Source organism: Butyricicoccus sp. (genome assembly GCF_977037065.1).
Genome location: NZ_CDRQNY010000006.1, coordinates 63,367 through 84,266, shown reverse-complemented (window position 1 = coordinate 84,266; position 20,900 = coordinate 63,367). Strand labels below are relative to the sequence as shown.

Below are 20,900 nucleotides of genomic sequence, written 5' to 3'. Positions count from 1 at the left end.
TGTCTATATTGTATATCCGGAGGCGTCCAAAATCAAGAGAAAAATTTGACCATTTCTGACCATTAAAGAGAGGTAGATAAGGCTAACCATTGGTTTTCTCGTTATATCGCTTTGAATCACGATTTTTCTCGGTTTTTCATAAACTGACCCAAATTGTGTACTATGATAAAAGTTACCAAAGACTAACCACTTGTTTTTGTTGCTTTTTTTAAATCTTGTGGTAAAATGATAATTGTAAAATACATTTGGAGGTGCAATACCAATGGCATATGTTATCGGTGGCGGCTGCATTATGTGCGGCTCTTGCGCTGGCGAGTGCCCGGTTGGCGCTATCGCTGAGGGCGACGGCAAGTACGAGATCAACGCTGACGCATGTGTAGATTGCGGTACCTGCGCAGGTTCCTGCCCGGTAGGCGCTATCTCTCAGGGCTAATTCCTGAACACATATAAAGCGAAGTACAAAACCCTGTTCCGTTCGGAATGGGGTTTTTACTTTTGCCTAAAACAGCAGAGCGGTCGCGCATTCTTGGCACCGAATGGCTGGGGGACGCGAACTGCGTAAGTGTGTTCGCTCCTAACGGGCGGCTCCTTTTCTGCACCGGAAAGCCGGGGTGCACGAACTGCGTCAGCGTGTTCGTCCCTAACGGGCGGAGAGTTTTTCGTTGAGATTCAGCGGGGGATTCGCCGTCTGCGGACGGCGGGAGCGTCGCGGCGCCCGCCGCGGGGACGATGCCGTACCCACGGCGGTGGGCAAAAAGGAAGGACAACCTGCGGTTTTCCTTCCTCTTTGAACTCCTGCCTTTCCCTTATTAGATAGTCTGGCGCAGACCAGAGACCGGCGACCGCTCCGAAAGAGGGGAACGGCAGTCGGGTTACCGCAGCGTTTGTTTTGCAACCTATTCGCAGTTCACAGACAGCGTACTGCTACACATAGGGGCTACTCTGCGCAGAGCGCGGCATAGCAGTGCCGCGCAACACTTTGGCACGTTGTACCGCACGGCACCTACGAATTTAGACGTTTGGTACAATTTATCCTCGTAGGTGCTGTCTATCATAACGCGCTTACGAATTGCGCGGCACGGTCATGCCGCGCCTGCGTAGAGTAAACCACCTGTGTAGCAGTAATCTATCTGTGGACTACGAATATTTCACGAAAGACACGCAACGGTAACCCGACTGCCGTTCCCCCATTTCGGAGCGGTCGCCGGTCTCTGGTCTGCGCCAGACCCTCTAAGGGAAAGGGGAGATACACAAGAGGGTGGAAACCGCAGGTGTCTACCCTCTTGTGCGCCCGCGCGGCGTCAGCGCACATTTCGTTCGCTTCTCAAGCGGCGACTATATATAATAGGAATAGGCGAAGAAAAAACACTTGAAATTTCCACACAATATGATATAATGGAAAAAGTTGAAATTTCAATGCCTTGCAAGCTTATGCTCGCAAGGCGTTCTTTTTTTCCTTGCGGCATAGACGGGGAAGAAAAAACAATGTTCAAAACCAAGTTAGACGAGTTAGGCTTTCTGCTGGCGTATCCGCTGCGGATTTTCGTGGTCGGTTCGTTCTGCCGCGCCGCATTCCGCAGCCGCATGGGCGCGCGCACGCACGCGGCTGATGAGGAGGAACAGGCGATTTCGGAAGGATTTGCTGGATAATGTCAGAAAATAGCGAAACTGGCAGAGTGCACAGAGATCGAATGCGCTGTTTGGTAATTTCGTTCAAAATCACGGAGCAAAAATTGAAATCTTAGCTGGTTCTTTGCGCGAAAAAGAGTATAATATTCTATGCAAAAGGTTATCACATTAAGAAAGGGTGGGAACAATGTCATATGACTTTCTGTTGACGATTGCGATCATCATGTTGTTCACAAAGGTATTCGGCCTTACTTCGGAGCGCGTGCATATGCCGCAGGTTGTCGGTGCACTGATTGCCGGTGTGTTGGTTGGCCCGAGCTGCCTCGGCTGGGTAGGCGAGACCGATTTTCTGGTAAAGGCCGCTGAGATCGGTGTAATCATCCTGATGTTTAACGCAGGTATGGATACTGATCTGGACGAGCTGAAAACCACCGGTTTTGCATCCTTCGTTATTGCGCTGATCGGTGTTATCGTGCCGCTGATCGGTGGTGTTGCATGCTATCTGGCGTTCGACAATGATCCGACCGACCCGATGAACATGCTGAAGGCTGCTTTCATCGGTGTCGTTCTGACCGCTACCTCGGTTTCGATCACCGTCGAGACCCTGCGTGAGATGGGCAAGCTGAAAAGTAAAGTCGGTACGGCAATCCTCGGCGCGGCTGTAATCGACGATATCCTCGGCATCGTCGTTCTGACCGTCCTGACCGCACTGACCGATCCGACTGTAAAGCCGGTTCTGGTGCTCGGCCGCATCGTTGCGTTCTTCGGTTTTGTGCTGGTTGTTGGTATCGTTATGTACCGCGTATTCCTCAAGATGGAGGAGAAGTGGCATCGTCATCGCCGTATCGCGATCTATGCGGTTGCATTTGCGTTCCTGATGAGTTACGTTGCGGAGCGTTACTTCGGTATTGCGGACATTACCGGTGCATACTTCGCAGGCATCGTAATGTGCCGTCTGTCCTCTGCGCGTGACTATGTTGCAAGCAAGACCAACGTGCTCGGCTACATGCTGTTCTCTCCGCTGTTCTTCGCTTCCATCGGTATTAAGACCAACCTGGAAGGTCTGACCAGCACCATGGCGATCTTCGCAGTGGTACTGACCATCGTTGCAATCCTGACCAAGATCATCGGCTGTGGTCTCGGTGCCCGCGTCATGGGCTTCCAGACCTATGATGCATTCTCCATCGGTCTGGGCATGGTATCTCGCGGTGAGGTTGCGCTGATCGTAGCACAGAAGGGCGAGCAGGCCGGTCTGATTGACCCGCACATGTTCCCGCCGATCGTACTGGTCGTTATCGTTACTACGCTGGTAACACCGATTCTGCTCAAGCTCGGCATGAGCAAGCAGACTCCGGCAAACACGGAGTTCAATGCACAGGAAAAGGTGCAGATGCCCAAGGTAAGCCAGCACTAAAAAATGAAAATTGAGGATGGAGAATGGAAAATGCTCCATCCGAAGAAAAATAACGTCCTGTATTGTGCGCAGGACGTTATTTTTGTATTTGTTAAGGCGCCGCATAATTGAACGAGAGCGATTTGCGAATAAATTTTGTGTACTGATGAGGCGCGGCTTCGCCGCAATTCACCTTCTGACCTCATCCCGCCGTTGCAGCTGAGTGCCTCCGTTTATATACGGCGGGATGAGGTCCCCCGCGCTGCATGTTATCGTCGGCATATTCGCTCTTGCGATATTGAAGCCTTGCGGCAAGTATGCTATAATAGTAACGTTTAATACTATCTCTTAATGGAGGAAACAACATGAAAGCAACGAAGCTCCTGCCGATTCTGGCAGTCGTGCTGTGTGTTCCGGGGATTGCGCTGCGCGCGCTGCACCTGCTGAACGGTTTTGACGTAAGCACCGGCTTGCCGACGGCAGGCGATAAATGGATCTGGTCCGTAATCGCGCTGTTCGCTATCAGTGCAATTGTATATGCTGTGCTGGCGCTGCCGCTTAAGACGCGCAATAAGGTGCCGTTTGAGCAGCTGCTCGGCACGAAAGAGACGCTGTTCCGCATGGCGGCTGTCGTTGCGGGACTGATTGTAGCGGCGGGCAGTCTGGGTTACCTGTATCTGACCATCACCACAGCAGAGCAGGACGTGGCTGCATGGGCGCGTATTCTGGAGATCGTCTACGCAATCATGGGCGTGCTGACTGGCGGCTGCATGATCGGTCTGGCCAAGGCACAGGGCGTACAGATGACGGAAAAGAGCGCTGCAATGACGCTCGTACCGCTGTTCTGGAGCTGCCTGCATCTGCTGGTCAACTACCGCATGACCTGCACCGATCCGAAGCTGGCGTCGTTTGGCTTTGGACTGGTTGCCGATGTGATGATTGTGCTGGCGTTTTATGAACTGGCGCGTCTGCTGTTTGGCAAGCCGGCTCCGGCTATGCTGGCGTTCTTTACCGCAGTGGCGGTCACCATGTCGGTGTCGGATATCGGCGGCTACGGTCTGGCTATGCTGATGGGCATCCCGTCCATGTGGTCGATCAAAATGGTGCTGCGCGGCATTCTGGCTGCAGCAGCGTGCGTTATGTTGGCTGCTGAGCTGTTCTGCCTGTGCCGCTCGGACGTGGCGCAGACGGCAGCCGAGGATTAACAGAGGAGGACAACGAAATGCTGTTTGTATGCTATCCCAAGTGCTCGACCTGCCAGAAGGCGAAGGCGTGGCTGCAGGAGCGCGGCGTGGCGTTTGACGAGCGTGATATCAAGCAGGACAATCCGACCGAGCAGGAGCTGCGTGCGTGGCACGAAAAGAGCGGTCTGCCGCTTAAGCGGTTCTTTAATACGAGCGGCCTGCAGTATAAGGCGCTGGGGCTCAAGGATAAGCTGCCGGCCATGACCGAGGACGAGCAGTATGCGCTGCTCGCGACCGACGGCATGCTGGTCAAGCGCCCGCTGCTCATCGGCGAGGACTTTGCTCTTCCGGGTTTTAAGGTAAAAGAGTGGGAAGAAAAGCTGAAATAAGGCACAAAAACAGACGAACCCTTGTGGTTCGGCTGTTTTTTTGTTGGCAATATGAGTTAAGAGTTAAGAGTGGAGAGTTAGGAGTGAGGAGTTGGAAATTGAGAATTGAAAATGGAGAATTAAGAGTGGAGAGATTTAACACCGAGCAGTGATTATACCCGCAGGAAATGGATAATCTGCACAAACCAACGAGTTGCGCGGCACTGTCATACTTCAGAGTACCTTCTCTTGCACTTCGGGCAATTCACCTTGTGCCGCGCCTGCGTAGAGTAGCCGACCTGTGTAGCAGTACGGTAAGCGAAATGCGAATATGTGGATACAACGCGGAAGAAAAAATCCTCTGCCGTACTCGTTTTCCTGCTTACGCAGTCTACCATCTGCACCCAAGGTAGGCTACCAAGGGAAACGGGTGTTCAAAGAGGGTAGAAACCGCAGGTGTCTACTCTTTTTGCTCCCGCGGCGAGCGTCGCATCTCTGCATGAAATTGTAATAAGAAAAAAGTGAGAACAAATGTTCACATATGTGTTGACAAACACGAGGATCTGGTGTAAAATATATCTTGCTTATCGGGCAAGATACGGAACGGTATCGAAGTGGTCATAACGAGGCGGTCTTGAAAACCGTTTGTCCGAAAGGGCGCGTGGGTTCGAATCCCACCCGTTCCGCCAATCACGAGATTGCGCGCGGAGGGTTCGATCGAGAATAACTCCGCGCACAACTCAATACCTTGACATGGAGACATACCCAAGCTGGTGAAGGGGCTCCCCTGCTAAGGGAGTAGGTCGAGAAATCGGCGCGAGAGTTCAAATCTCTCTGTCTCCGCCATGAAAGCTGCACTTTTTATTGTGAAAAGTGCAGCTTTTCTGCATTTATAGATAGAAAACGATAACTTTTAGAATGACTTAATTTTTCTTGACAGCAATCGTGACAGCAATGGGCTAATTTACGGCTCCCAAACTGGAGATCAGCTCCTCCATACGGGCGGCACTGCTGCGCTGCATTTGGTCACTGACATGAGCGTAGGTTTTCAGCGTAAACGAAGCTGTGCTGTGACCTAAATTCGTCTGTACGGTCTTAATATCATCGCCGTTTTCCAGCGAAATCGTAGCGAATGAGTGGCGCAGAGAATGAAACGTATAATCCCCCATACCGCAGGAACGCAGCAGACGCTTGAGGTGCTTGTATACGGTCTGGTGGTTGAGTGCGCGGCCAAATTCATTGGTGAAAACCAGATCAAACGGATTGTTCCACAGCGGTCCGGCGGCTAAACGCTGACGCTGCTGCTTGGTGCGCTGCTTCTGAAGCGTAAGCATAGCCATTTCCGCCAGAATAATACGCCGCTGCTTGTTCTCTTTCGGGTCAATGAGCGTATAGCTGTAATCACCTTTCTTGCATTTCTGCTGGAGCTGCTTGCGTACAACAAGGCTGTTTCGGTTCCAGTCAATATCAGCCCAGCGCAAGCCGAGAATTTCGGACTGGCGCATACCGGAGAAAATATCGAGGAAGAACAGATAATAGAATTCGTCCTTGCGAATCAGATCGAGAAACTGATTCAGCTCGGCAGAGGTGATCGCTTTGGCGCGGGTTTGCGTTACACGCGGCAGAGAACAGAAGTCGGCAACATTGCGCTGTAAGATCTCATCGCGCTGTGCAGCGGTCAACAGGGCGTGCAGCGTGCCGAATACGGTGTGTACAGTCTTGGGGGCAAGCCCTTTACCGCCTGCGCCTAAAGACGAAGCAAAGCGCTGTACCTCGCGGTGGGTGAGGTCGGTCAAACGGCGAGTACCCAGTGCGGGAAGAATATGCAGCCGAAGATTTTTCTCGTAACTGCGCTGTGTGGAATCGGTCAGCGTGGCAACGTGAGTTGTCATGTATTCTGCGGCATATTCGGCTACCGTGATTTTACGCGGTTCCTGAAAGGTGCCGTTGTCAATACTGGAGGTTGCAGCACGCAGTTTCTCTGCGACTTCTTTCTGTGTTTTGCCGTAAATGGTATGACGACGAGGCTTTCCGGTTTCCGGATCGTATCCGGACACATACTGACCCTGCCAGCGGCCATCTTTCCGCTTGGTAATAGAGCCGCTTCCGGCTTCACGCTTTTTATTTTTTCGTGCCATAAGTAAAAGAATACTCCTTTCCGGCACATACAGTTCGATTGTATGTAAATAGTATAGCATAGGTATGCAAGTTTTGCACAAGCTGGGGATAAATGCTGTGCGTGAGATAAGCAGAGGGTAAGGTTTTAGACCTTGCCCTCTGCTGCATATTCAGGCGCTTTTCTTGGCGGCATCCTCTTTGAGCCATTGCATCAGCGCATCGTGCGTTACAAGCAGGCGGCGGCCTATTTTGAGTGTTGGGAAATCCTCGCGGTGAAAGAGCGCATAGGCAGCGCTACGGCTTATGCCGAGCAGTTCAGCCAGATCACGGGCGGATAAGGTGATACATTTTACTTGTGCTGTCATAGAATCAGACCTCCGTATTGCCTAAGTACTGCTGCATGAGCGACCGGACCGTGATAATACGGCCAAGCGGCAGTTCGAGTGGAATAGGAAGACCGGGTGCAATCTCTCTTAGGTGGTTCAGCGCATCGTGCTGTGCGTCTAAGTAAGAGCAGTGTGAGATTTGACGTTTAGGAGAGCAGATGTACTTCCGGAAACATTCGTTTGCCTGATCCCAGTTGTAGGCGATCATAACGGCATTGCTGCCCTTGAGAACATAGTAGCGGCCATTTTTGCTTTTATAGTTATTTTTATGCTTACCCATAATTTGTTTCTCCTTATTGGTTCGATAGTTTAATTCCGATGTACCCATTGTAGGTCTTGTCACCGATCCGTATTTTTTTCGGCTCGACTTTATTCGCAAGCTGGCTGCGCAGTATGCGCGAAAAGCGTGTCCGATCGGTTATGATCGGCAAGTCGTGTTCCACGCAATAGGCGGTGCAGGCTTCATGCAGGTCTTGTGTAGAAGTAAAACTGTTATCGTCGGTCAGGATACAGCAATCATTCAAAAATGCAGCGATATTCTGGTTTTCGGACATAGGCGATGCATAGGACTGGGATAACAGTTGATCGACGAGGGCCTGTCCTGCAAAAATGTACTTGTCCGCAAGCAGACGGTGATATGCGTGGATTGCGCGGAGAAAGATGCCGTCCCGCTCGGCGAGGATTTTCTGCGTGAGTAGATGATCCTGCTGTTCCGTAGGGATAGAGAACCGAAAAGGTATCACCACCATGCGGGATAACAGCGCCGTATCTTCTTCGGCCATCCGAATCGGAAAGTTCGATGCGAACACGAGATTGATCGCTGGTGCCATGGTTGCAAGCGGCTTATACTTTTCCTCCACTGTCATAAGATCGCGTCCTGTGATCTGTTTAAGCGTTGCAACGGCCTGTGCCGAGAGCGTACGATTAGGAAGATCACCGCAGATATTGAGCTTCTTTTCAATCAGGGCTGCACCGGAAAAACGGTCGCCAAGACGGTAAAGATCAAGTGTGCTCACAGCTTCGGGATTGAACATAGAGCGCAGCAGCTCAAGCAGCACGCTTTTGCCGCTGTTGCTGACACCTTGCAGCAGGAAGAATACCTTACCATCGGTATCACAGGCAAAAATATAGCCGAGCATTTGCCAGATACGCATTTGCAGAGCGTAATCATTTCCGGTGATAAAACCTATGAAATTGTCAAAGTGCGGCGTACCATGGCACAGAGTAGGCAGCGATACATTCAGACAATGTGTGAAAAAGCAGGCAGGAGTATGCGGCGATATGGTGTTCGTTGTCATATCATAGATACCGTTCTGGATGCAGAGCAGCGAATGGTTGCCTGGTGGTTCAGCAAGCAGCTTGGAATTGCTGAGCAGGAAGACTTCGATGTCCTCGAAAACTCGCTTGCTGCTGTGCTTTTCAATGTCGGCAGTACAGAGCGCGCGCATTAGGCGGCGTAACTCACCGGTCTGCAATAGGTGATACCAGCCGTTCGCATACCAGTAAATGTGCTCTTGGTAGATGCGGATTTTTCTAGTTGCGGCAATGTGGTTGGCGATAGTCGCGGCATTGGCCGCTTTGGGACGCTCTATTACGGGTGGACAAACGGCTGTTTCCGTTGGTGCAGGCTGATTCTCTGGAATCGAAACTGCTGCCTTGTGCAGGCGCACAGGAAACCGGTGGCAGAGCAGGAGCGGACATAGCCTTTTCTGGACTGTCTGTATTGTTGGTATACTCCTGTTGTGATATAGTAATATCAGAGGAATTGGAACAAAATGCAGACAGGACATTGTTCATCACATCTTCTGGCGATGCTGTCGGTGAATCAGTGGGTACTGCTTCATGGTTTTCGAAGTTGATCGCATCAAAGAGGATAGGAATAGCGTATCCGTTTTTGTCCAGTGGGTAATTGTTTGATGTCGTAGGAATACCTCCTTGTTTTTGTACTTGTGAGGCCTCGATGACATAATACACTAAGTAGTAAGAAATACAAAATCTACGAAATCAGCAACAATTAGAGGTGTTTGTGAAAAGAGAACATTGTGGGTTAGCGCGAATTAGACATCAAAAGAGAATTTAGTTGTAATGAACTTTGTGAATCGCAAAATAGGAGAATAGAAATTCATATAAGTTTATGGATCAAAAACGAAAAAATTATTGACAGGAAGGAGAAAAATAGTATGTCTAATGAAAATAAAGTGCAAATAGAATGGGAGCAGTGTTGTGTAGCACAAAGACCTCGCAACATAAGTGGACAAACACCTATACAATGGGAAGTTAATCCGGAACTCTTTGGCAAGCGGTATCATGAGGAGCGAACAAAACATCGCCTTTCACATGAGCAGGTGAGAGAAAAGATTATGGATATGACGGGTGAAGATGTATCGGTGTCCTATTTACAGGAAATCGAGCAGGGGAAATGCAACAGCAGGGAATGGTGTCATTACCTTGCTAAGGTTTTTGATGTATGTCCGGAATATTTCGCAGGTGTGGTAGATTTTCGCTGGATTACAAGAGAAAAGGCTCATAATAGCGTTTACCCTGAGAAACAGACAGAAGAAAAGCTGATAAAGGCTATTTCGTTTGAAGATGAATTGCGGCCATCGTTGCAAGCGCAGGAAAAGTTTGTTGAGAATTTTGTTGAAGAACAAAATGAAATGACATGGCAAAAGTCAAAAGGTCAGCAATCAGAATCTATATATGCAGACGTTTTTTATCGTTTAGCATATGCAACTCCTGAAGAACAGAAAAATTTTATGGATCTCTGGGAATTACAAAAGCAATATGTGAAAAACAGAGAGAAGGATCAACGTAAAGAAGATGAATTGCGAAAAAGTTTGACAAAGAAATATACATTGCATAAGGAAAATCCTGAAATTGAAAAGCGTATAGGATATGCTTTTTATAAGTTAGCAAAAGAAAATGAAGGATTGTTTAAGGTTCTGTATGAAGTGGCATCAGATTCCAATAGCAGAGCGCAGTTTCAAACGATTATGATGAGAAATTATCAATACAAGGAGTGGAGCGATTAACTGTTAAAAGAAATGGTCTGTTCCGCGTTCTGCGTTCCGCATAGATACTTTTTCCACAGTGTATATTAAGAATAATAGTAATAATAAGTATAAGTGTAAAAAGTATACCGTCAGAACGCGGAACGCGGAACACAGAAGATTTCCCCCATTTATGTGTGCATAAATGGGGGATTTGTACTATTTCTGTAAATAAGCGTATTTTCAATTATATATTATCTCCATGAAGTATCAGCAACTCAACAAATACTGAATGGAGGAAACAAAAATGAAAGATACTCGAATTTGCGACAACTGCGGCGCAGAGCACCCGATCAGCAAGATGTTTGAGGTAGAGGGCGACTGGCTCTGTGAGGACTGTGTAGATCGTTTGACAGTAACCTGTGACCGCTGCGGCGAGCGCATCTATCAGGAAAGCGCCATTGAGGACGATCACCACACGCTCTGCGAGGGCTGTTTTGACGAGCACTATGTCCGCTGCCACGACTGTGGCTGCATCCTGCGCAGCTATGATGCCTACTTCGATGACGACGATCATTCCTATTGCTCGGATTGCTGGGACGAGCACGAAGGCGCGATTCACGACTACAACTATACGCCCGACCTTGTGTTCCACGGCAAGGGACTGCGGCATTTTGGCGTAGAGCTGGAGATTGATGAGGGCGGCACGGTGAACAGCAACGCACAGAAGTTGCTCGACATTGCCAACGCAAACGCCGAAAACTTGTACATCAAAACCGATGGCAGTCTGGATGAGGGTCTTGAACTTGTTACACATCCCATGACGCTGGAATACCACCTGAACGAAATGCCGTGGGAACAGGTACTCTGTAAAGCACAGCGCATGGGGTATCTCAGCCATGCCGCCGGCACCTGCGGCCTACACGTTCATATTTCGCGCTTGGCTTTTGGCTGTACTTACGAACAGCAGGAGGCCGCGATCGCCCGCCTGCTCTACTTTGTAGAGAAATTCTGGGCTGAGCTTCTGCGGTTCAGCCGCCGCACGCAGTCGCAGATGAATCGCTGGGCGGCACGGTATGGTATCCGTCTTACGCCGTCCGAGCAGATGAGCCATGCGAAGAACTCTTGCGCCGGACGTTACACGGCGGTCAACCTTACGAACTCTGACACGGTAGAAATCCGTATGTTCCGCGGAACTTTGAAATTAAACACACTGAAAGCCACTTTGCAGATGGTCAACCATCTTGTCGAGGTGGCTGTTTCTTTGTCCGATTATCAAGTGCAGGACATGAGCTGGTTTGACTTCCTCGACGAAATCAAGGAGCCGGAACTTATCCAGTATCTTAAGGAACGCCGCCTGTATGTCAACGAACCTGTCACCGCAAGCGAGGAGGAATGAGTATGTGCAGTCTGTTTGGCTTAATCGACTTTACGGAGTGCCTGAGCACTCACACAAAGAACAAAATTCTGAATACCCTCTCCAGAGAGTGTCAGGTGCGCGGCACGGATGCAACCGGCATCGCCTATAACTTCAACGACCGCCTGCGTATCTACAAACGTCCGATTCCCGCTCGGAAGATGAAGATTCATATTCCGAACGGCGTGAATACCATTATGGGCCATACCCGCATGACAACACAGGGCAATGCGCAGTTTAACCAGAATAATCATCCGTTCCCTGGTCATGTCGATGGCGATACTTTTGCCCTTGCGCATAACGGCGTACTCTGGAACGATAAGGAACTCCGCGTGACGGAAAATCTTCCGCAAACCAGTGTGGAAACCGATAGCTATGTTGCCGTCCAGCTTCTTGAACAGCAGAAAACCCTCGACTTTGACAGCCTTAAAGCTATGGCTGAAAAGGTCGAGGGTTCTTTTGTGTTTACGGTGCTGGATAAGGACGATGCTATCTGGTTTGTGGTTGGCGACAACCCGCTGTGCATCATGTTCTATGATGGTTACTTGCTCTACGCTTCTACGAGGGACATTCTCTGCAAGACCATCAAGAAGTTAAAGTTGAACACACCCTCTGACATTCTGGAACCAAAGGAGGGTGAGATTTTGAAAATCGACCGAGCAGGACATATCACTACCGGCAGCTTTATGCCGAAAACCAGCTATGAGCATTGGTGGCGACGCTATCCATATTACCGCGATTACTATGAGGACACGACTGCAAACTACGATGATTTGTTCAGCGTGGCAAAGGCGTTCGGCATAACGGCGGATGAAATTCAGGCATTACTCGACTACGGCTGTTCAGAGGAGGAAATCGAGGAGATGCTCTACGATCCGACTCTGTTGCACGAAATGACCGGAGAGCTGTTATACGCATACTAAGAGAGGAGGACGAATAACATGGGTTTATTCGGCGTGCTTTGGGTACTCGGTGAAGTGCTGGAAGCATTGGACGATCTGCTCGATCTGACCGATGATGTGTAGTTTCAAAAACGCCTGACTTTCGGCACATTGATTTTGAAACGGGTTTTGGAACAAAAACTGCCCTCGGAATACCACATTCCGAGGGTAAATTTTTTTGTTTCATAAACGAAGATTTTTGCAACAGGAGGACGATATGAAGCACTATAAATTCGGATATGCCCGTGTCAGCACCGAACAGCAGAACCTTGCGCGACAGCTTGATATGCTGACACAGTACGGCGTGGACTACATTTTCAATGAGAAAATGACGGGAACGAAGCGCGACCGTCCGGAACTGAACAAACTGCTCGATCGCATGATGGAGGGCGATACGGTAGTAATTGAGAGCCTGTCCCGCTTGGGCCGCAGCACGAAAGACTTGATCGAACTGGTGGAACTGTTCCGCGAACGTGGCGTGCATCTGGTCAGCCTGAAAGAGCAGATCGACACCTCCACACCGGCGGGAAAGCTGCTGTTTACACTAATGAGCGCCGTCGCACAGTTCGAGCGTGATGTGATTGCAGAGCGCACCAAGGAGGGTTTGGATGCCGCCAGAGCACGCGGCCATATCGGCGGCAGACCGCGCACCAATGCACAAAAAGTCAAGCAGGCCGTGAAGCTCTATCATACCAAGCAGTACACCGTTCGGGAAATTGAGGAGCTGACTGGGGTGAAAAAGGCAACGCTGTATCGCAGCCTGCGCTCACTCTAACAACGGCTGGTTCTGTGCCTCCAATTTGGTATTGCACGCAATGATGCCGCATCGCTGGTACAGACACTCTATAATGACCACATCACGCGCGTTTCGCGGGTACAGCACAGCATGGCCTGCGGCTTTGAGAAGCGCCTGCGTTTCCTCTACCGTAAGCTGAAAGCCAAACGCAAGCTGTATCAGCTTGTCCCGTGTCGGTGTATAAGTACCGTCGAAAAGCTGGTAGCCATAAGTACGCGCTAAGCCTGCCGCACGGATTACTGCCGCTCTTGTCAGCTGTTTGCGTTCCAGCAGGTCCGCTAACAGCTCCGGTACGGTTTTATTCTGCAACTCGTCAGCGTTCTCCTGAACAAAGGCTGCTGCATCTGGCTTGCTGCGCAGAATATCCATCAATTCGCCTGTGGTCTTTTCCATCTGTATCACCGTTTCTGTCATCTATTGATTTCCATTATAGCACAGAACCATTTCACCTTAAAATCAAATTCTAACCCGATCCGAACTCATCAGTAAAACCGCATCGGAGGCATTACAGATGAACAACAATAAGAAGAATAAGAAAAAGCGTCACAACGGGGAGGACAGTATCCGCCAGAAACCGAATGGGCGCTACGAAGTCCGTATCTCCGGCCGAGATGTGGAAACCGGTAAGCCAACCCGTATTTCCAAGTACGCTGACACGCTGGAGGAAGCTGTTGATATACAGCATGCTTTGAGTGTCACTATGGTACAGACACCGCAGTATTTACAGAACAATACGACCGTAGGCGAATGGCTGGATAACTGGCTGACGACTTATATGCAGCACACGCTCAAGCAGTCCACCTATAAGAGTTATGAAACCTATGTCCGCAAGCATTTCAAACCGTCGCTCGGCACTATCAAGCTGAAAGAGCTGACCCCGCGTACGCTCCAGATATTCTACAACTGCAAACAGGAGCAGGAGAACTTATCTCCCAAAACCATTTCCAATCTGAATATGTGCTTACATAAGGCTCTTGCACAGGCACAGTCCGAGGGACTGATTCTCTCCAATCCGTCCGGCAGTGTAAGCCTGCCGCCACTCACCAAACCGCGCATTGAGATTTTAACGCGCGAACAACAGGCTCGTCTGGTGCAAGTGAGTTATCAATTCCGGTATGGCGTATTTGTACGAATGACTTTGGTAACTGGCTTACGATTGGGTGAGGTCGTCGGCCTGCGCTGGTGTGATATTGATTTCTATACGAATATGCTTCATGTCAACCAGACGCTCAATCGCTTACAGCGCTATGATGATGACGAAGCCGACAGCAAAACCGAGATCGTTACGCAAACACCTAAATCGCAGAACAGTATCCGCAGTATCCCCATGCTGCCTGATCTGGTGATGGACCTCCAGAACTGGCGAACCGTGCAGATGCAGGATGCTGCCGCATTGGGTTCTGCTTATTGTGAGAACGGTCTGATTGCCACGCAGGAGAACGGCCTCTATGTCGAGCCGCGCCTTATGCGGGAATATTATCAGAAGATGCTGGCCGCAGCCGATCTACCGAATTACAACTTTCACGCACTGCGGCATACATTTGCCACCCGCGCAATGGAACAGGGTATGGACGCGAAAACACTTTCCATTCTGCTGGGGCATTATTCTGTTGGATTTACGCTGGATACCTATGCTCATGTGCTGACCGACCAGAAATGGACCGCAATGCAGACGATGGCGAATATGTATAATATGGAGCCGCCGCTGCGTCAGCCGATCCAGTTCTTTTGAGAGAGAAATAAAGCTGCCCCGAGCGGGCAGCTTTATTTTTTTGCCTAAATCTTATAGTAATTTCTTCAGCAATCGATCCATCTTTTCATACTGTCCTGCAGAATCTATTCCTTCTATTAAGGGGAATATTTCTATAAATGGATAGATTTCAGTGCCTAATATTTGCTTATCATATGCTGTTTGCAGTCGTTCCTTAGACTTGCATTTACCATACATAATACAAAGACCGCATACTAATTCATTTTCCTCGATTGGACTAATTGAAAATAAATACTTAAACACCAAATCTTTTACATAATAGCGTCGTACACTACTATAATCACTAAATTTTGCATCTACGATCATATATTGGGAATCGCCATTTTCTTCAATTTTAATCAGAAAATCTGGCACATAGTAATGACCGCCTTGCCTACAGTCATCTTCATTACCCGCATACACAGATATAGAATTATTTCTATACAACCCGATACCATTTACAGAGCGCTGATCTGTATCAAAAATTACAGGCTGATAATATAAAGTAATCCTTTTCTGACCATTTTTTAATACAAATGTCTTTCGTACAGAAGTATTTTTGTATTTCCATCGTTTTGATACCGGATATACGCAACGTCTAGAAGACTCCAATGAATACCCTCTATCTCTGAAATAGCAAAGGAATTTCGCCAAAAGATAACTTTCATACAAAGCTGAAATTTTAATAAAGGAGAGCATAAAATGTTCTTTAGAAAAATTATATATTCCAAAACTAAACCATTGATGAATTCTAACGAATATTCGATTATATTGTGGAACGGAGAGAAAAATTGCAGTCGGTCTAGGGGATACTATATGTTGATCTAGGGGGATACGAAGAATATCACTATACATTCCCCATAAATATGTAAATTTTTCAGACAATTTCTCCAACTGAGTCTTTCCATCTTCTATCATTTTTCTTGTTTCAGAAAACATAAAAAATGATGAATAAATGTACTCTGAGCTATAATCTTCATCATTGGGGATTTTACTTAATAGATTACAGCAATATCCTTGCAAAGATTGTACCGAATCAATCATATTCCTTAGAAATGCTAAAATCACTCTATTCTCATATATATCATATGAGCGTGTATTTTGAACAGTTTCTGTTTTCTGTGGTTGATACACACGATTTCCAATAAATATACCTTGCGTACTATTTACTTGCCGCAAGTACTCTGGATGCGTTGCTGTATATGACAGCGTTCCCTGCGTCACATATTGTATTCGCTCTAGTCTCTCAATTACAGACATCTTTTCCAACTTGAATCTGCTATTAGCTTTGAAATATCCATAACTACTCTCATATATAGCTGCAATTTCTTCTGCTAACAAAATCTGTGTCGCAAGACTACGGTACCCATTCTCTTTAAGCCCAGATGGTTTTTTCGGTTTGAGTTCTCCATTTAACAAAAGCCATTCTTGATTATTATAAACAAATCTAGCCATTGCTTCTACCGAATTATTAAGTTCCTCTCGTCGCACCAAAATCGGTAAATACTCTGAATTCAGCGTACATTCTTGTCCATCTACTAATATAAGCGTAATAGACAACTCCGCAAACCCATAACAATCTAGAAAAATTCGTCTATTGCTTATCCCTCGACTAGGAAAATAAATTCGTCCATTATTGTAAACAGAGGACTCAAGCACATCATTGACATATACACGAACATCAGCAATTCGGTTCAAATCTTCACAATTCAATCGCATTTCATAACTTAAATCAGCGAAAATTTTATTGTTATTGCCCGTAGAATTCTCTATAATATGCTCTAGTCCAGCTTGGCGATTATCTATCCACCTACAAACTTACCCCCAGAGAACTTGCAATGAAAATTATCCTGGATGTGATCGAGAATACCGGAATTACAGCCACCGCAGGTATTGGTACGAATCTTTATTTATGTAAAGTCGCAATGGATATCTTGGCAAAACATATCCCTGCGGATGAGAACGGCGTGCGCATCGCAGAGCTGGATGAGATGACCTACCGTCAAACCATGTGGTCGCACCAGCCACTCACCGATTTCTGGCGGGTTGGACGTGGATACGCCAAGAAGTTAGAGGCACACGGAATGTTTACCATGGGCGATGTTGCGCGAATGTCGGTATGCAATGAGGATCTTCTTTACCAGCTCTTTGGGAAAAACGCTGAGTTGTTGATTGACCATTCGTGGGGCTGGGAACCCTGTACCATCCAAGCGGTTAAGGCATATCATCCCAGTGAAAACAGCCTTGGTTCCGGTCAGGTCCTGCATTGCCCGTATTCCGCAGAAAGGGCTCGGTTGGTGCTGAGAGAAATGGCAGAGCAACTGGCACTGGATTTGGTGAGTAAGAAGCTGATGACCGACCAGATTGTTCTGACGGTCGGCTATGACATTGAGAACCTAACTGATCCGGCACGGCGAAATCGTTATCATGGCCCAATAGTCAAGGATCACTATGGCCGCGAGGTTCCAAAGCACGCCCATGGAACCGAGCGCCTGAACGATTATACCTCCTCTACAAAGAAAATCATGGGGGCAGCTACAGCGCTCTTTGATCGTATTGTGAATACCGACCTCATGGTGCGGCGACTTAACATCGTTGCGGGTCGGGTGATTTCAGAGAGTGAGGCGATGACCAGAGAGGGCGAATTTGAGCAGATGGATCTGTTCACCGATTATGCTGCCGTTGAGGCTCGTCGAAAACAAGAGCAAGCAGAACTGGATCGGGAGCGAAAAATGCAGGAGGTTATGCTCACTATTAAGAAGATGGTGCCCATACGAACTATGAATTATCGGCGCATAGACCGCACGGTTGCAGGACATATTCGACCCATCCGTTACATCTGTACCCTCAGTCTGTGAGGGGGAACATCGTATAGGAGAAGGCGGCAGCGGGATGAATCTGCTGTGGCTGCAGATAAACTTTGCGCGCTTCCAAGCTGAGGAGTTTACACTGAATTTGGGATGGCCGCTATGCCCGTGTCAGCCTGCCCAGTGGAAACTTCAGCAGCACACACGCTTCTGTAACGGCTGTGTCGGCTGACAGAAGCGTGGAATGGGCTGGAACTTTAATCAGTTTTTGTGGATACAGTGGTCAAAACATCCATAGACTCCCTTGAGCCGCTGGCGGCTCAAGGGAGTTTTTTACGATAAATTCAGATTCCTCGATAAATCTCGATTTGCCCTTGCATAAAGAAAAAAATAAATGTATAATTATTAGACACTTGATTGTGAGGAGTGCAGAGAAGAATGTCCATTGAAACGTCGAAAAAGAAAAAAGGCATCCAGATGCCCCACACGTACATTATTCTGTTTCTGATCGTGTTGGTTGTCTGCCTGCTGACCTACGTGATTCCTGCCGGCCAGTTTGAGCGCCAGGAGGATGCCAGCGGCCGTATGCTGATTGTACCGGGTACATACACTCAGGTGGAATCGTCACCGGTTTCACCGCTGGAAATCCCCATGGCTTTTGTGAGAACTCTGGGCAGCTCCAGCGTAAACGAGATCATCTTCTTTATTTTCATCATCGGCGGCGCCTTTGAGCTGATTATGCAGACAGGGATGATCACCGCCTTTTGTGCCAAGCTGGGCAAGATGTTTGCGGGAAAAGAAAAGCTGCTCATCCCCATCTTCATTACGGTCTTTGCCGTAGGCGGCTTCACCATGGGAATGTCTGTGGAGGTTCTGGTGTTTGTGCCTATTGGGATTGCAGTGGCCAAGGCAGTGGGCTATGATACCATCACAGGTACAGCCATGATCGCCATGGGCTCCATCGTGGGCTTTACGGCGGGCATCTATAATCCCTTTAATGTGGGTGTGGCTCAGTCCATCGCGGGTGTGACTCCCATGTTCTCCGGAGCCTGGTATCGCTGGATTATCCTGGTGGCGTTTATTGTTGTGACCAGCCTGTATATTATTCATTACGCGGAGAAGGTAAAGAAGAATCCCTCCAAGAACCTGATGGGGAACGAGGATTCCAACCTGGAGGATGTGGATGTATCTGCGATTGAAGTGACCGGACGGCACAAGCTGATCCTTCTGGCCGTTGTCATCGCGCTTGCCGTTTTGATTTACGGCGTGGCCTACTTGGGATGGTTTATCACCGAAATGGCTACTTTGTTTTTGGTGCTGGGTGTGGTATGCGGTATTCTGGCCGGGTTCAGCGGCAACAAGATCTGCGATCTGTATGTGCAGGGCATGGCCAATATCACCTTCGGTGCGATGATTGTGGGAGTGGCCGGTACGATCAATACCGTTATGGTGGACGGCATGATCATTGATACCATTATCAATGCCTTGGCCAATGCGATTGTGGCACTGCCCAGCTCGGTAAAGATCATCGGTATGTTCCTGGTGCAGAACATCATCAACCTGCCCATCAACTCTGGTACGGGCCAGGCGGCAGCCACCATGCCGATCATGGCGCCTGTGGGCGATCTGGTGAGCCTGACCCGCCAGAGCACTGTGCTGGCCTTCCAGCTGGGTGACGGCCTGACCAATGCCATCTACCCCACTTCGTCCACCATGCTGGGATTTTTGGCTGCGTCCAAGATTCCCTATTCCGTGTGGCTGAAGTACGTCATTAAGCTGGTGATTTTGCTCAGCCTGGTTTCTATGGCCTTCCTGGCTTTGGCTGTGGTGATCGGTTACTGATCCGTTTAGAGCTGGCCGCCGCAACTGCATGGCGCGACGGCAGAATATTATAAATTTCAAAGATATAGGATGGGACATGCCATGGAAGAAATTCAGAAGCAAATTGCGAATATCGTTTCAGAGCTGATGCCGCAGCTGTGCGCGCTGAGCGACGAAATTTTTGATTACGCCGAGCCGGGCTATGAGGAGTACCGCTCCTCAGCTGCGCTGACAAAGTGGCTGCGAGCCCACGATTTTGAAGTAACCATTCCCTACGCCGGGCTGGATACGGCTTTTTGTGCCGTGTACCGCCACAAGGGAGGGCGGGCTGCCGGAGGGCGCGCAGTAGGATTTTTAGGGGAATATGATGCGCTGCGGGGCCAGGGACATGGCTGCGCCCACCATATGCAGACCCCTGCCATGATCGGCGCGGCAATGGCCCTGCGGGGAGTGCTGGAGTCTTCGGACCAGCCCTTTGAGATCCATGTGATCGGGACGCCCAGCGAGGAGTCGCTGGACGGAGGCAAAAACGAGATGGCCGCCCACGGCGGGTTTGACCATATTGATGTGGCCTTCATGGTGCACGGCAGCACATTGACCCAGCTGGAGACGCCCTCTCTGGCTCTGATCGAGATGGATGTGGAATTTCACGGCAAAACCGCCCACGCGGGTATTGCGCCTTATGCTGGGCGCAGCGCAGTGGATGCGGTGACCATGCTGCAGACAGGGCTTGGGCTCATGCGCAATCACCTCAAGGATTCCAGCCGGGTGAGCAATATTGTGCTGGCTGGGGGGACGGCAGTCAACTCCGTGCCCGATTTTGCCAAGGTTAAGGTAGAGATCCGCCACTCCTCCATGGCGTATCTGGAGAGCGTGGAGCAGTGGACCCGGGAGATTGCCCAGGCTGCTGCCATGGCTACCCAGACACAGGTACAAATTACCCCTGTGGCGCATATTTACAACACCACCATCAATGATGCCATGGGTGCGCTGCTGATGGAGTGTGCAGAAAAATTTGCGTGTGACGGAATTGCTCCGCCCCGGAAGGACTGCGGTTCTACCGATTTCGGCGCGGTGACCCACCGGCTGCCCAGCTGCTGCCTGCGGGTAAAGACCATCGAGACAGATGATCCTCCTCACACGGACGCATGGGTAAAGACCGGGAAAGAGGCGCGGGCTCATCAGGGCATCTATGACGGTGCTGTGTGCTGTGCACTGGCTGCCTTCCGCCTTGTGACGGATGAGGCTGCCTGGCAGGATGTGTACCAGTGTTTCCTTGCATACCAAAAGGAGAATTGAG

Annotated in this window: 18 protein-coding genes, 2 tRNA genes and 1 pseudogene; 15 read left to right on the top strand and 6 right to left on the bottom strand. The window is 49.2% G+C overall.

The window, feature by feature from the left end; genetic code table 11:
* Positions 1 to 262: 262 nt before the first annotated feature.
* The 7 genes from ACWVX6_RS04055 to ACWVX6_RS04025 all read left to right on the top strand — a co-directional run bounded on the left by ACWVX6_RS04055 (position 263) and on the right by ACWVX6_RS04025 (position 5,420).
* Entirely contained in the window at positions 263 to 433 is a 171-nt protein-coding gene (locus ACWVX6_RS04055) for a DUF362 domain-containing protein (RefSeq protein WP_110435960.1), read from the top strand.
* 1,052 nt (positions 434 to 1,485) lie between these two features.
* On the top strand, positions 1,486 to 1,650 hold the full coding sequence (locus ACWVX6_RS04050; RefSeq protein ID WP_455152415.1) for a hypothetical protein: 165 nt from the start codon (positions 1,486 to 1,488) through the stop codon (positions 1,648 to 1,650).
* Positions 1,651 to 1,816: 166 nt separating this feature from the next.
* Positions 1,817 to 3,043, top strand: coding sequence for a cation:proton antiporter (locus ACWVX6_RS04045; RefSeq protein ID WP_118361131.1), 1,227 nt, complete (start codon positions 1,817 to 1,819; stop codon positions 3,041 to 3,043).
* A 344-nt stretch (positions 3,044 to 3,387) separates the two neighbouring features.
* On the top strand, positions 3,388 to 4,227 hold the full coding sequence (locus ACWVX6_RS04040) for a hypothetical protein (RefSeq protein ID WP_455152414.1): 840 nt from the start codon (positions 3,388 to 3,390) through the stop codon (positions 4,225 to 4,227).
* A 17-nt stretch (positions 4,228 to 4,244) separates the two neighbouring features.
* Positions 4,245 to 4,595 carry an arsenate reductase family protein gene (locus ACWVX6_RS04035; RefSeq protein WP_118729629.1) on the top strand — a complete coding sequence of 117 codons (351 nt, stop codon included), beginning with the start codon at positions 4,245 to 4,247 and terminating at the stop codon, positions 4,593 to 4,595.
* 579 nt (positions 4,596 to 5,174) lie between these two features.
* Positions 5,175 to 5,263, top strand: a tRNA-Ser gene (locus ACWVX6_RS04030).
* Positions 5,264 to 5,329: 66 nt separating this feature from the next.
* Positions 5,330 to 5,420, top strand: a tRNA-Ser gene (locus ACWVX6_RS04025).
* 113 nt (positions 5,421 to 5,533) lie between these two features.
* On the opposite strand, the gene ACWVX6_RS04020 is transcribed toward ACWVX6_RS04025, so the two are convergent.
* The 4 genes from ACWVX6_RS04020 to ACWVX6_RS04005 form a co-directional block, all read right to left on the bottom strand.
* Positions 5,534 to 6,712, bottom strand: coding sequence for a tyrosine-type recombinase/integrase (locus ACWVX6_RS04020; RefSeq protein ID WP_455152413.1), 1,179 nt, complete (start codon positions 6,710 to 6,712; stop codon positions 5,534 to 5,536).
* Between the two features lie 150 nt (positions 6,713 to 6,862).
* Positions 6,863 to 7,057: a helix-turn-helix domain-containing protein gene (locus ACWVX6_RS04015; RefSeq protein WP_118361125.1), complete on the bottom strand. Its 195-nt coding sequence runs from the start codon at positions 7,055 to 7,057 to the stop codon at positions 6,863 to 6,865.
* A 4-nt stretch (positions 7,058 to 7,061) separates the two neighbouring features.
* On the bottom strand, positions 7,062 to 7,358 hold the full coding sequence (locus ACWVX6_RS04010; RefSeq protein WP_118361123.1) for a hypothetical protein: 297 nt from the start codon (positions 7,356 to 7,358) through the stop codon (positions 7,062 to 7,064).
* A 13-nt stretch (positions 7,359 to 7,371) separates the two neighbouring features.
* Entirely contained in the window at positions 7,372 to 8,748 is a 1,377-nt protein-coding gene (locus tag ACWVX6_RS04005) for a DNA primase family protein (protein ID WP_455152412.1), read from the bottom strand.
* Positions 8,749 to 9,258: 510 nt separating this feature from the next.
* On the opposite strand from ACWVX6_RS04005, the gene ACWVX6_RS04000 reads away from it, so the two are divergent.
* The 4 genes from ACWVX6_RS04000 (at position 9,259) to ACWVX6_RS03985 (ending at position 13,201) form a co-directional block, all read left to right on the top strand.
* Complete coding sequence (locus ACWVX6_RS04000; protein ID WP_118761726.1) at positions 9,259 to 10,110, top strand: helix-turn-helix domain-containing protein; 852 nt, start codon at positions 9,259 to 9,261, stop codon at positions 10,108 to 10,110.
* Between the two features lie 265 nt (positions 10,111 to 10,375).
* The gene (locus ACWVX6_RS03995) at positions 10,376 to 11,467 is read left to right on the top strand and encodes an amidoligase family protein (protein WP_270385152.1); all 1,092 of its coding nucleotides are present in this window, start codon (positions 10,376 to 10,378) and stop codon (positions 11,465 to 11,467) included.
* 2 nt (positions 11,468 to 11,469) lie between these two features.
* Positions 11,470 to 12,408: a class II glutamine amidotransferase gene (locus ACWVX6_RS03990; protein ID WP_455152411.1), complete on the top strand. Its 939-nt coding sequence runs from the start codon at positions 11,470 to 11,472 to the stop codon at positions 12,406 to 12,408.
* Between the two features lie 235 nt (positions 12,409 to 12,643).
* The gene (locus ACWVX6_RS03985; protein ID WP_270580170.1) at positions 12,644 to 13,201 is read left to right on the top strand and encodes a recombinase family protein; all 558 of its coding nucleotides are present in this window, start codon (positions 12,644 to 12,646) and stop codon (positions 13,199 to 13,201) included.
* On the opposite strand, the gene ACWVX6_RS03980 is transcribed toward ACWVX6_RS03985, so the two are convergent.
* A complete protein-coding gene (locus ACWVX6_RS03980) occupies positions 13,193 to 13,615 on the bottom strand; it encodes a helix-turn-helix transcriptional regulator (RefSeq protein WP_147358665.1) in 423 nt (140 codons plus the stop codon). The two genes, ACWVX6_RS03985 and ACWVX6_RS03980, sit on opposite strands and share 9 nt — an antisense overlap.
* A gap of 118 nt (positions 13,616 to 13,733) precedes the next feature.
* Between ACWVX6_RS03980 and ACWVX6_RS03975 the strand changes: the two genes are divergently transcribed.
* Positions 13,734 to 14,954, top strand: coding sequence for a tyrosine-type recombinase/integrase (locus tag ACWVX6_RS03975; RefSeq protein ID WP_455152410.1), 1,221 nt, complete (start codon positions 13,734 to 13,736; stop codon positions 14,952 to 14,954).
* A gap of 51 nt (positions 14,955 to 15,005) precedes the next feature.
* On the opposite strand, the gene ACWVX6_RS03970 is transcribed toward ACWVX6_RS03975, so the two are convergent.
* Positions 15,006 to 16,685, bottom strand: coding sequence for a hypothetical protein (locus ACWVX6_RS03970; RefSeq protein ID WP_455152409.1), 1,680 nt, complete (start codon positions 16,683 to 16,685; stop codon positions 15,006 to 15,008).
* A gap of 83 nt (positions 16,686 to 16,768) precedes the next feature.
* Between ACWVX6_RS03970 and ACWVX6_RS03965 the strand changes: the two are divergent.
* The 3 genes and pseudogenes from ACWVX6_RS03965 to ACWVX6_RS03955 form a co-directional block, all read left to right on the top strand.
* Positions 16,769 to 17,830 (top strand): annotated as a pseudogene (locus ACWVX6_RS03965) (DinB/UmuC family translesion DNA polymerase); the annotation flags it as partial.
* Between the two features lie 387 nt (positions 17,831 to 18,217).
* The gene (locus tag ACWVX6_RS03960; RefSeq protein ID WP_455152408.1) at positions 18,218 to 19,621 is read left to right on the top strand and encodes a YfcC family protein; all 1,404 of its coding nucleotides are present in this window, start codon (positions 18,218 to 18,220) and stop codon (positions 19,619 to 19,621) included.
* Positions 19,622 to 19,702: 81 nt separating this feature from the next.
* The gene (locus ACWVX6_RS03955) at positions 19,703 to 20,899 is read left to right on the top strand and encodes an amidohydrolase (RefSeq protein WP_455152407.1); all 1,197 of its coding nucleotides are present in this window, start codon (positions 19,703 to 19,705) and stop codon (positions 20,897 to 20,899) included.
* The last annotated feature ends 1 nt before the right edge of the window (position 20,900 follow it).

Coding starts and splice junctions, on each gene's coding strand:
- ACWVX6_RS04055 (WP_110435960.1), top strand. CDS start 263: ATGGCATATGTTATCGGTGGCGGCTGCATTATGTGCGGCTCTTGCGCT.
- ACWVX6_RS04050 (WP_455152415.1), top strand. CDS start 1,486: ATGTTCAAAACCAAGTTAGACGAGTTAGGCTTTCTGCTGGCGTATCCG.
- ACWVX6_RS04045 (WP_118361131.1), top strand. CDS start 1,817: ATGTCATATGACTTTCTGTTGACGATTGCGATCATCATGTTGTTCACA.
- ACWVX6_RS04040 (WP_455152414.1), top strand. CDS start 3,388: ATGAAAGCAACGAAGCTCCTGCCGATTCTGGCAGTCGTGCTGTGTGTT.
- ACWVX6_RS04035 (WP_118729629.1), top strand. CDS start 4,245: ATGCTGTTTGTATGCTATCCCAAGTGCTCGACCTGCCAGAAGGCGAAG.
- ACWVX6_RS04020 (WP_455152413.1), bottom strand. CDS start 6,712: ATGGCACGAAAAAATAAAAAGCGTGAAGCCGGAAGCGGCTCTATTACC.
- ACWVX6_RS04015 (WP_118361125.1), bottom strand. CDS start 7,057: ATGACAGCACAAGTAAAATGTATCACCTTATCCGCCCGTGATCTGGCT.
- ACWVX6_RS04010 (WP_118361123.1), bottom strand. CDS start 7,358: ATGGGTAAGCATAAAAATAACTATAAAAGCAAAAATGGCCGCTACTAT.
- ACWVX6_RS04000 (WP_118761726.1), top strand. CDS start 9,259: ATGTCTAATGAAAATAAAGTGCAAATAGAATGGGAGCAGTGTTGTGTA.
- ACWVX6_RS03995 (WP_270385152.1), top strand. CDS start 10,376: ATGAAAGATACTCGAATTTGCGACAACTGCGGCGCAGAGCACCCGATC.
- ACWVX6_RS03990 (WP_455152411.1), top strand. CDS start 11,470: ATGTGCAGTCTGTTTGGCTTAATCGACTTTACGGAGTGCCTGAGCACT.
- ACWVX6_RS03985 (WP_270580170.1), top strand. CDS start 12,644: ATGAAGCACTATAAATTCGGATATGCCCGTGTCAGCACCGAACAGCAG.
- ACWVX6_RS03980 (WP_147358665.1), bottom strand. CDS start 13,615: ATGGAAAAGACCACAGGCGAATTGATGGATATTCTGCGCAGCAAGCCA.
- ACWVX6_RS03975 (WP_455152410.1), top strand. CDS start 13,734: ATGAACAACAATAAGAAGAATAAGAAAAAGCGTCACAACGGGGAGGAC.
- ACWVX6_RS03960 (WP_455152408.1), top strand. CDS start 18,218: ATGTCCATTGAAACGTCGAAAAAGAAAAAAGGCATCCAGATGCCCCAC.
- ACWVX6_RS03955 (WP_455152407.1), top strand. CDS start 19,703: ATGGAAGAAATTCAGAAGCAAATTGCGAATATCGTTTCAGAGCTGATG.